Annotated in this window: 1 pseudogene; it reads left to right on the forward strand. The window is 79.8% G+C overall.

The window, feature by feature from the left end:
- Nucleotides 1–27: 27 nt before the first annotated feature.
- Nucleotides 28–391, forward strand: a pseudogene (locus tag DZG00_RS16565) (DUF4129 domain-containing protein); the annotation flags it as partial.

Genomic DNA, 391 nt, shown 5'->3' on the forward strand with positions numbered 1-391 from the left:
CACGACCGCGGGCTCCCCGGGACGCGCGTGACGGCCGCCCTCCTCCTCGGCGCGGTCGGGCGGGCGGCCGCGGTGCCGCTGGATCCCGACGCCGACGGCGCGCGCCGACTGCTCCTCGACGAGCTCGCGAAGCCGGAGTACGAGGCGGCCAGGCCGAACGCGCTCGACCTGGCGGCGCAGGCCGTGGGCGACTGGATCGCCGGGCTCCTCGGCGGAGCGGGCGGCGGCCTCGCCGACCTCGCCCCCGTGGTGATCGGCGTGCTCGTCCTCGCGGTCGTCGTCGTGGCGTTCCTCGTCTTCGGGGCGCCGCGGCGGGACCGCAGGCGGGCGGCCGCGCGCGGCGACGGCCTGTTCGGATCCGACGACCGGCGCTCCGCCGAGGAGCTGCGCC

It is taken from the genome of Clavibacter lycopersici (assembly GCF_003576405.1).
GTDB classification, from domain to species: Bacteria; Actinomycetota; Actinomycetes; order Actinomycetales; family Microbacteriaceae; genus Clavibacter; species Clavibacter lycopersici.